At 71.1% G+C, this 9,845-nt stretch carries 9 protein-coding genes and 1 pseudogene; 6 read left to right on the top strand and 4 right to left on the bottom strand.

Translation table 11 applies throughout. The features are described 5' to 3' along the window. A pseudogene (locus ABZU25_RS01945) lies at positions 1–429 on the bottom strand (AAA family ATPase); the annotation flags it as partial. Positions 430–857: 428 nt separating this feature from the next. Continuing rightward, positions 858–2,108 (bottom strand): DUF222 domain-containing protein, encoded by a 1,251-nt coding sequence (locus ABZU25_RS01940; RefSeq protein WP_355027420.1) that lies wholly within the window; start codon positions 2,106–2,108, stop codon positions 858–860. 342 nt (positions 2,109–2,450) lie between these two features. On the opposite strand from ABZU25_RS01940, the gene ABZU25_RS01935 reads away from it, so the two are divergent. From ABZU25_RS01935 to ABZU25_RS01925, 3 genes are read left to right on the top strand one after another with little or no spacing between them, the layout of a single operon-like run. Then, positions 2,451–3,035 (top strand): winged helix-turn-helix domain-containing protein, encoded by a 585-nt coding sequence (locus ABZU25_RS01935; protein WP_355027419.1) that lies wholly within the window; start codon positions 2,451–2,453, stop codon positions 3,033–3,035. A 43-nt stretch (positions 3,036–3,078) separates the two neighbouring features. Next, positions 3,079–4,494 (top strand): MFS transporter, encoded by a 1,416-nt coding sequence (locus tag ABZU25_RS01930; protein WP_355027418.1) that lies wholly within the window; start codon positions 3,079–3,081, stop codon positions 4,492–4,494. After that, the gene (locus tag ABZU25_RS01925; protein ID WP_355027417.1) at positions 4,446–5,297 is read left to right on the top strand and encodes a menaquinone biosynthesis protein; all 852 of its coding nucleotides are present in this window, start codon (positions 4,446–4,448) and stop codon (positions 5,295–5,297) included. Before ABZU25_RS01930 ends, ABZU25_RS01925 begins: the two co-directional genes overlap by 49 nt. A gap of 37 nt (positions 5,298–5,334) precedes the next feature. Here ABZU25_RS01925 and ABZU25_RS01920 read toward each other — a convergent pair whose 3' ends face one another. Then, complete coding sequence (locus ABZU25_RS01920; RefSeq protein WP_355027416.1) at positions 5,335–6,297, bottom strand: hypothetical protein; 963 nt, start codon at positions 6,295–6,297, stop codon at positions 5,335–5,337. Then, the gene (locus tag ABZU25_RS01915; RefSeq protein ID WP_355027415.1) at positions 6,297–7,289 is read right to left on the bottom strand and encodes a hypothetical protein; all 993 of its coding nucleotides are present in this window, start codon (positions 7,287–7,289) and stop codon (positions 6,297–6,299) included. The genes ABZU25_RS01920 and ABZU25_RS01915 overlap by 1 nt, the downstream gene beginning before the upstream one ends. Positions 7,290–7,658: 369 nt before the next feature. Between ABZU25_RS01915 and paaA the strand changes: the two genes are divergently transcribed. From paaA to paaC, 3 genes are all read left to right on the top strand, one after another. Then, entirely contained in the window at positions 7,659–8,750 is a 1,092-nt protein-coding gene (gene paaA, locus ABZU25_RS01910) for a 1,2-phenylacetyl-CoA epoxidase subunit PaaA (protein ID WP_355027414.1), read from the top strand. Further along, a complete protein-coding gene (paaB, locus tag ABZU25_RS01905) occupies positions 8,747–9,034 on the top strand; it encodes a 1,2-phenylacetyl-CoA epoxidase subunit PaaB (protein WP_355027413.1) in 288 nt (95 codons plus the stop codon). Before paaA ends, paaB begins: the two co-directional genes overlap by 4 nt. Before the next feature lie 76 nt (positions 9,035–9,110). Then, positions 9,111–9,836, top strand: a complete 726-nt coding sequence (paaC, locus tag ABZU25_RS01900) for a 1,2-phenylacetyl-CoA epoxidase subunit PaaC (RefSeq protein WP_355027412.1) — start codon at positions 9,111–9,113, stop codon at positions 9,834–9,836. The last annotated feature ends 9 nt before the right edge of the window (positions 9,837–9,845 follow it).

Genomic DNA, 9,845 nt, shown 5'->3' with positions numbered 1-9,845 from the left:
GCTGCCGTGCGCGGTGCTGCCGTGCGCGGTGCTGCCGTGCGCGGTGCTGCCGTGCGCGGTGCTGCCGTGCGCGGTGCTGCCGTGCGCGGTGCTGCCGTGCGCGGTGCTGCCCTGGGTGCTGCCGTGCGCTGTGCTGCTGGTGTCGGTGGTGTCGGGGTCCCTGTCGTCGGTGTCGGGGGACTCGGCAAAGTCGAGGCGGCCGAAGAACAGGGGCGTCGTCGGGTCGTCGGCCAGCTCCGCCACCCGGCGGGCCAGGGTGCGGCCGAGCGTCTCCGCCGCGTACGCGTCGCCGGCCACCTGGTCACCGGTGGCGAAGAGGGCTTCGGCCCGCTCCCGCATGCGCCGCAGCGCGCTCCGCGAGGCTGCCAGGTGTGCGCGTTCGGCGGACAGATCCGTGTCGAGCTGGGTGTCGAGATCAAGTGCGGGCATGCTGACGTCCCATCGTTCACATCTGCTGCGCGCTCGCGTGTCCGGGGGCGGATGGCCGGCCGCCCGGCGCGAAGACGTCCGTTCCGGTGCAGCTCACCTCGGCCGTCAAGCGGCCTGCAACCTTACGCCCCCGAACCCGCCACTTCCAGCGAATTACCCAGACGACCACCCGTCCGAGATGGCGTGTCGCCTGGTTGTGCGGCGCTGAGGTGATGGTTGCCTGGTCGTGCGGCGCTGAGGTGATGGTTGCCTGGTCGTGCGGCGCTGAGGTGATGATTGCCGGGTCGTGCGGCGCTGAGGTGATGGTTGCCGGGTCAGCGCGGCGCTGAGGTGATGATTGCCTGGTCGTGCGGCGCTGAGGTGATGATTGTCGGGTCAGCGCGGCGCTGAGGATCTTGGTCCCGGTGGCGTAGGCGTGGTCGGCGGCATCAGCAGCGCTGGTGGTAGAGGTTGCGGCGTGGTGTGCGCAGTGGGTCGAGCCAGCGGGGCGGAAGGAACTCGGGCCGGCCGTCCGCCGCCATGCGGACCGTCCAGTCGCCGCGATGGACGAACCGGTGGTGATAACCGCAGAGCAACACGGCATTGCTCAGCGCCGTCGTCCCACCGTCGGCCCAGTGCCGGACATGGTGACCGTCGCACCATCTCGGCGGACGGTCACAGCCAGGGAAGGCGCAACCGCCGTCACGCAGCACCAACGCACGCCTCAGCGGACCGGTGAAGAGCCGGCGTTGACGACCGACGTCCAGGACCTGACTGTTGCCGCCCAGCACGGCCGGCAACAGGTTGGCGTCGCAGGCGAGCCGGCGGACCGCACCCGGCGTGAGGCGGGCTGCGGTCTCCAATGTGCCGGCGCGTACGCCGTTGACCAGATCATCGAGCGACACGGTCACCACGAGCTGAGGCCCATCTCCGCCGTTGTCGGGCAGTTGACCCGTGCGCAGCGCCAACCGACAGATCTCGCCCAGCGCGTCGGCACGGCGCTGACCTGGACTGCGGTCATCGTGCTCACCGGCCGGGGCGCAGAGCGGGTCGATCGCCTCACGGAGCAGGCTCGCGGTTTCGGTGTCGAGGTTTCCGCTGAGGCGTACCTGACCGTCTTGCTGCTCGGAGAGCGTGACGTGCCGGCGAGCCTCGGCCCGCTCGGTGGCCCGTTGGAGAGCCTTCAGCTCAGCCTGGTCGGCCAGATCCGGTGCGACGTGCGTGAGGACGCGCTCTCCGAGCCGGCTCAGGATGGTCGGGTCGAACCGGTCGGCCCAGGTGACCAGGAGTTGGGTGGCCTTGTCCGCCACCTCTGGGCCGGCCTCCACCGGGAGGGCGGCGATCGTCTCGGCCACCACACGAGCCTGCTCGACGGTGATGGCACCGCTGAGCAGCGCGTCGCGCACCGCTGCCGGCGCGGCATCGACGGTGGCGGCGAGTTGGACCAGTTGGCGCGCGGAGCGACCGGAGAGCCGGAGCCGCTCCCGCAGCCAGACGGCGGTTGACGAGGCGCCCTGGGCGACCGCCAGGCCGCGGCCGTCCACCTCGCGGACCAGCCCGAGCTGGACGGTGGCCAGCCGCTGCGCCAACACCTGAGTCGCGTCGAGAGAGGCGAGCAGCTCATCGTCGGAGAGCCCCCAGAGCGCGGTCTCGGCGCAGTCGTCGACCGCACCGCCGGCCTGCGTCAACGCTCTCAACATGAAGACAGAATAGAACTGGTGTACGACACTTTCAGGGTGCCAACCAGCAATAGCTGGGACCGGTTTCGCCGATCGCTGAGCCCGCAGATCCCGCCGCGCCGGGCCACCACGCCGCGCCGCGCCACCGCCCCGTGCCACCGCCCGTGCCACCGCCCGTGCCACCGCCCGTGCCACCGCCCGTGCCACCGCCCGTCCCACCGCCCCGCGCCACCGCCCCGTGCCACCGCGCCGCGCCGCGCTGGCTGCTCACCGCCGCAGGTAGCCCCAGCCGGCGACACGAGGTGGACCGGGTCGAACGTGGGGGTGATGGCAGGTTGGAGGGCCTGCCGGGATCATGGGCTCATGACCGAGGCTCGCCCCGATTCGCGCCGGACGGCGATCAGTGATCCGCAGGTGATGCGGGCCCTGGCCCATCCGGCCCGGATAGCCATCATGGAATACCTGACTGCCCACCACGGTGGCGGCACCGCCACCGAGTGTGCGGAGGTGGTCGGGCTGTCGCCGAGCGCGACCAGTTACCACCTGCGGGCGCTGGCGAAGTTCGGCCTGGTCGAGCAGGCGCCGAGCCGGGGGGACGCGCGCGAGCGGGTGTGGCGCGTGGCGAGTGGCAGTTTGTTGGTCGACGCGGGACGCGACGCCGGGCCCGCGGCGCGTGCGGCCGAGCAGGCGGTGGTGGAGGCGTACGCGGCCCGTGCCATGGAGCGGGTTCGGGACTGGTCGCGCCGCGCTGGGGACGAGCCCGCCGAGTGGTACGACAACGCGCTGTTCAACGACACGCTGCTGCTGCTCACGGCCGAGGAGTTGGCTGGGCTGAACGAGGCGGTCCTGGCGCTGCTGCGGCCCTACCAGGCGCGGCGGCGCGAGGCCGATCCGCCGCCGGGGGCGCGCACTGTCGCTGTGCACTACCGGACGGTGCCGCTGGCGTAGCTGGGGGTTGCGGCGGTCAGTTGTGAAGGATTATTTTCGAAGTATGTCCTTCGCATCTGACGAGTCGCGCTGGTCGGACGTCTGGCTTGCCGCCACCGCTCGGGGCACCACGATCTGTGGCGACTTCCTCGCCGCCACGGCTCTGGCGCTTGCCCTGCAGGGCGCCGGTGCCGGCGGGCTCGCCGTGTCGGGGCTGCTGCTGGCGGCCACCCTGCCCCTGGTGGTACTCGCCCCGCTTGCTGGCCGGCTTGCCGACCGGGTGGACAGTCGCACCCTGCTGGTGACCATCGGCCTGCTCCAGACCGTGATCTGCGCGCTCCTCGCGGTCGTCGAGCGCCCCGTCCTGGTGGTCGGGCTCGTCACCCTGCTGGCCTGCGGGCTCGCGGTGACCCAACCGTGCCTGGCAGCGCTCCTACCGGCGATGGTCCGCGCGGCCGACCTGCCGCGCGCCAGCGCGATCAGTCAGACCGCGGTCTCGCTCGGCGCGCTCGGCGGCCCAGTGCTGGCCGGCCTGCTGGTGGGGCAGTTCGGCACCCGCGTACCCCTGCTTCTCGACGCCGTGACCTATCTGGCGCTCGTGGTCGCGGGCCTGCTGCTGCGGACCCGGCGCGGAGGTCGCCGGCCCGCCGGCGCGCCGGGCCAGACCGGCCCCGCCGGCGCGCCGGGCCAGACCGGCCCCGCCGGCGCGGCCAACCCAGCGGGTACGGCTGTCGCCTGGCGGCTGCGCCGGGACCCGCTGATGCTCCTCATGGTGGTCAGCACCGCCGTGGTGATCGCGGCGATCGGCGGCATCAACGTGATCGAGGTCTTCTTCATTCGGGAGACGCTGGACGGATCGGCCACCACGTTCGGCCTGGTCACTGCTGCCTGGATGGCCGGCATGCTGCCCGGAGCCTGGTTCGCCGCGCGAGTCGCCAACCGGCTCGACGACGATGGCGCGCTGGTACGCGGGGTACTGGCCACGCTCGGCGTGTGCAGCCTGATGGTGCTGCTCGCCTCGACAGTGCCGGTGGCGGTCCTGCTGGTGCCGCTCTGGCTGGTGGGCGGCGCGGCCAACGGCGGGCAGAACGTCTTCGCCAACCTGCTCACCACTCGGCGGGTCCCGGAGGCGGTGCGCGCTCGGGCTTACGCCAGCTACGGCGCGGCGGTCCAGGGTGGTTCGATGGTCGGTTTTCTCAGCGGCGGGGCGTTGCTCACGGCCGTTGCACCGCGCCCACTGATCGCCGGTGCCGGAGTGGTCGGGCTGCTGGTGGTGCTGCTCTTCGTGCCGGTCGCGGCCTCGGCGGTGCGACGCCGGCGGACGGTAGCGCCTGACGGAGGACAGCCGCTGGCGACCGGGCCCGATGCGGGCTTGGCCACTCCGGGGCGACCCGCTGAGCCGGACCCGGAGGCCGGGGATACGGTCGGGTCATGGCTGAGCGCATCGCACGCCCGCGGGTCGGGCACATCCAGTTCCTGAACTGCCTGCCGATCTACTGGGGTCTGATGCGCTCCGGTGCCCTGCTCGACGTCGACCTGCAGAAGGATTCGCCGGACCGGTTGAGTGCGGCGCTGGTCGCCGGCGACCTCGACATCGGCCCGATCACCCTGTTGGAGTACCTGAAGCACGCCGACGAGCTACTCCTCCTGCCGGACCTGGCGGTGGGCAGTGACGGACCGGTGCTCTCGGTCAACATGGTCTCCACCCGACCCCTCGCCGAGCTGGACGGGGCCCGGGTGGCGCTCGGCTCGACCTCGCGGACCGGGGTGATGCTGGCCCAGTTGCTGCTCGCCGAGCGGTACAACGTGCGGCCCGAGTACTTCCGCTGCCCGCCGGACCTGACGCAGATGCTGCTCGAAGCCGACGCCGGGGTGCTGATCGGGGACGTGGCGCTGCGGGCGTACTACGAGGCGCCGCAGCGCGGGCTCATCGTCACCGACCTCGGGCAGGCGTGGCGGGAGTGGAGCGGTCTGCCGATGGTCTTCGCCGTCTGGGCGGTCCGCCGCGACTTTGCCGCCGCCCACCCGGGCCTGGTCAAGGAGGTGCACGAGGCGTTCCTGCGCTCGCGGGACCTCTGCCTGGCCGAGCTGGACCAGGTCGCCGAGGCCGCGGCCCGCTGGGAGACGTTCGACGCGGCGACGCTGGCCACGTACTTCCGTACCCTGGACTTCTCCCTCGGTGACCGGCAGGTCGCCGGGCTGCGCGAGTGGGCCCGGCGGGCCGCCGCGATCGGCGAGGCCCCGGAGCTGCCGGAGGGCGGCCCCGAGTTCTTCGGCGGCTGACCAGCGGGTCGGCACCCGCAGCGCGCGGGGCGGCGGCTCAGGTGCCGGGGCGCAGCAGCGCCTCGGTGATCTTCTCGCAGTTCTTCATGCCGTAGTCGTAACCCATGTTGATCGGGTACTTGACCATCACGCCCATCGTCCAGGTGTCGCCGATGGCCAGGCAGTTGATGTGCATCTCCTGCTCCTGGGTGCGGTCGATCCACCCGTTCTTGATGGCGATCTGCTTCTGCTCGGCGGCCGGGAAGGCCTTGCGGATGCCGAAGTCACCGGCGCCGCGGACCAGCTTCATCTCGTTGAGCAGCCACTTGGTCCACTTCGGCCCGGCGGCGGTGCCGGTGGCGATGCAGTTGCCCAGGCGGGCGGTGTCCCGGGGGGAGAGCGCCGTCCGGGACCAGCCCTTGTCGGGGGCGACCTTGCTGTCGGTCAGCTTGCACATGGAGATCAGCCGCTTGATCGAGGCGTCCCGGTCGACCTGGTTGTAGAACTGTTCGGCCCGGGTGTTGTCGCTGTCCCGGATGATCCGCGTCGCGTCGGCGAGCTTCGCGTCGCTGGGCGTCTGGCCGGCGTCTGCCGAGCGACGCAGGTAGTCGGCGACGATCCAGGACTTGATCATCGACGCGGTCGTGCTGGTCTCGTCCATGTTCTTGGAACCGATGATCTGCCCGGTGCGGCGGTCCAGCACGCTCCAGGCGTACCAGCCCTCGATGTCGAGCTTGAGGTCCTTGGCGACGAACGGCAGCGGCTCCAGCTCCGGGCTGGGGCTCGGTGACGGTGGGGCCGGCTGGCGGGCACTTCGGTTGGTGCCTGCGCCGGTGGGGCGGTCGCTCGTGCTGGAGCCGGCGTCGCCCCACTTGGCGGCGGCTGCCGACTCGAACGGTGACCCGGGCAGCAGCCGCAGCGACACCAGCACCAACCCGATCAGGATGGCGGCGACGGCGACCAGCCGCAGCGGGGACGTCTCACCGCCGCCGCGCCGGTCGGCCCGCCGATTCCCGGCCATCAGAGCTTCCCGGCCGGCTGTTGCGGCACCTTGAGCGCGGCGCCGGGCTGCGGGGTGACCAACTGGGTGGCCACACTGGCGCAGACCTTCGCGCCGTAGTCCAGGCTGTTCTTGATCGAGTAGCGCAGCATCACCGCGAGACTCCACTTGCCGGTGACGGCGAGGCAGTTGACGTGCCAGTTGGCGTCGTCGTAGATCCGCGTCCATCCGTTCTTGATGCTGACCGGGCCCTGCGCGGTGATCGACTTGGGTAGGCCGTCGATGATCCCCCAGCGCCCGCCGCCGGAATCGGCCTTCTGGTCCTTCACCGCGGCGGTGCCGTGAACCTGGCTCATCTCACTGAGCACCCACTTGGTCCACTTCTGGCCGGCGGCCTTGCCGTCGGCGATGCAGTCGCCCACCCGGACCGCGTCCCGGGGAGACATCCGGGTGAAGCTCCACCAGCCCTCGTACTTCGGCACGTTGCCACGCTTGGTGTCGGTCAGCCCGCAGATCTTGATCGCCCGCTGGATGACCGGACCCGGCTGCCCGTTCGGCGGTACCCGGTACGAGCCGCCAGCAGCGGCGTAGACCTTGTTGGCCGCCGTGTCGTTGCTTTCCCGGATGGCGAGGCTGGCAGCCTTCTTCAGCGCTGCGGTCGGCTCGCGGTCGCCCAGCTGGCGCAGATAGTCCGACACGATCCACGCCTTGATCATCGACTCGGTGGAGCTGGTCGCGGCCATGTTGGGCGACCCGGAGATCTTGCCGGTCTGCCGATCCAGCAGTGCCCACGAGAAGAAGTCACCCTGGAAGTTCACCGACACCGGACCGGCCGCCAGCGTGGGCGGCGGCGGTGGCGTGGGTGCGGGCGCGGCGACGGTCGAGGCGGCACCGCCGCCACCGCCTCCGCCGCTGTCGCCGTTGGAGAGTCGGGCGTACGCGGCGGGGACCAGTAGGACGCCGCCGAGCAGGACCGCCGTGATGGCGAGCACCATGGTCACGCGGGATCGCATGAGTGGGTGAGCTCCAGGTGTCAGGGCCGGGGGGACCGGCTTGTTGTCCGGACGGATCGGCCGATCGCCGAGGCCGGGGGAGGTGGCCTCTGTCTGGCGGCGATCTTGTGAAGCCGATCGGTGTGACGGCGGAAAGTCTACGTCTGGTTGGGAGACCCGCCAGGGTCCGACACTAGGCAACCTGCGATAAAGGCGGGATATGGAGGCGGTATGCCCCCCTTGTGAGGATTCACCTTTGCCTCGTGGCCCAGATCACGGCGAAACCGGCCTGCCCAGGTAGCCCAAAGCACTCATTCCGTTACTGATGGGATCCTCGGATTCCTGTTACACGCTCTGGTTTCTTGCGTCGCAAGCTGTAACACTTGTCCCATGTATGGCAACGACTTCACGCCCCCGACCGACACGTCGGCTGCCGCTGCGGATGACGCGCCCGGTGCCGGCCTGCTGGGCGAGGTCGAGGCCGCCGAGGCAGAGCTACGCGCGGCGGCGGCGCGCGGGCGGCGTGGCGGACCCGCGGCCGACGAGGACCTCGCGGCGTACTTCACCGAGGTGGTCGACGCCGAACAGAAGATCGAGCCACGCGACTGGATGCCCGACGCCTACCGCCGGACGCTGATCCGGCAGATCGCCCAGCACGCCCACTCCGAGATCATCGGCATGCAGCCGGAGGGCAACTGGATCAGTCGGGCGCCCTCGCTGAAACGCAAGGCGATCCTGCTGGCCAAGGTGCAGGACGAGGCGGGTCACGGCCTCTACCTCTACGCCGCCGCCGAAACCCTCGGCATCAGCCGCGACGAGCTGGTCCAGTTGCTGCTCGACGGCCGGCAGAAGTACAGCTCGATCTTCAACTACCCCACCCTGAGCTGGGCCGACGTGGGCGCGATCGGGTGGCTGGTGGATGGCGCGGCGATCGTCAACCAGGTGCCGCTGTGCCGCTGCTCGTACGGCCCGTACGCCCGAGCGATGATCCGGGTCTGCAAGGAGGAGTCGTTCCACCAGCGGCAGGGCTACGAGATCCTGCACACCCTCGCGCACGGCACCCCGGCGCAGCAGGCGATGGCCCAGGACTCGGTGGACCGCTGGTGGTACCCGTCGCTGGCGATGTTCGGCCCGCCGGACGGCGACTCCACGCACTCCGCCCAGTCGATGTCCTGGAAGATCAAGCGTTTCTCGAACGACGATCTGCGGCAACGCTTCGTCGACATGTGCGTCCAGCAGGCCGAGATTCTCGGCGTGCGCATCCCCGATCCGGACCTGCGCTGGAACGAGGAGCGGCAGGCGTACGACTACACCCAGCCGGACTACGACGAACTGCTGCGGGTGATCTCCGGCAACGGGCCGTGCAACAGGGAGCGGATGGCCCATCGCCGGGCGGCGCACACCGAGGGCACCTGGGTCCGCGAGGCCGCCGTGGCGTACGCCGCGAAGCGGGCGCAACAGAAGGAGAAGGTGGCCGCGTGACTACCGAACACTCGCCGCTCTGGGAGGTCTTCGTGCGGGCGCGACGCGGGCTGTCGCACACCCACGTCGGCAGCCTGCACGCCCCGGACGCGGAGCTGGCCCTGCGCAACGCCCGGGACCTGTACACCCGCCGCCAGGAGGGCGTGTCGATCTGGGTGGTGCCGGCCGGCGCGATCACCGCGTCCAGCCCGGACGAGAAGGACGCCTTCTTCGACCCGGCCGCCGACAAGGTCTACCGCCACCCCACCTTCTACGAGGTGCCGGACGGGGTGGCCCACCTGTGAGCGAGCGGAGCGAGCGAACCAGCCAGCTCAGCAGCGGGGCGCTTCGCGCCGCCGCCGAGCGCAGCGGGGTGCCGGCGTGAACGGGCCCTACGACTTCACTCTCGCCCTCGGCGACGACGCGTTGGTCGCCGCGCAACGACTGGCCGAGTGGACGACCCGCGCGCCGGAGATGGAAGAGGACATCGCGCTTGCCAACATCGCCCTCGACCAGCTCGGCGCGGCCCGGCTGCTGCTGTCCTACGCGGGTGAGCTGGAGGGCGCCGGCCGGGACGAGGACGCGTTGGCGTTCCTGCGCGACGACCGCGAGTTCCGCAACGCGCTTTTGGTCGAGCTGCCCAACGGCGACTTCGCGGTGACCATGGCGAAGCTGTTCTTCCTGGCGGCCTACCAGCTGCCGCTGTACGCGGCGCTGGCCGGCTGCGCCGACCAGCGGTTGGCCGCGATCGGTGCGAAGGCGCGCAAGGAGTCGGCGTACCACCTGGACCATGGCGCACTGTGGGTGAAGCGGCTCGGCGACGGCACCGACGAGTCGCACCGTCGCATGCAGGCGGCCGTCGACCAGGTGTGGCCGTACACGCACGAGTTGTTCGCCGCGGACCCGGCGGCGCCGATCGACCCGGCCACCCTGCGGCCGGCGTTCGACGAGACCGTCGACGCGGTGCTGGCCGAGGCGACGCTCACCCGACCGCAGAGCGGCTGGGCCCCGGCCGGCGGGCGGGACGGCGTACACACCGAGCACCTGGCCTACCTGCTCGCCGAGATGCAGGTGCTGCACCGCGCCCATCCCGGAGCGACCTGGTGAGCGTGCGGA

This window comes from Micromonospora sp. NPDC005215 (assembly GCF_040607915.1).
Lineage (GTDB): Bacteria > Actinomycetota > Actinomycetes > Mycobacteriales > Micromonosporaceae > Micromonospora.
Note: the sequence above shows the minus strand (reverse complement) of the source record. Positions and strands in the feature narration are given on the sequence as shown.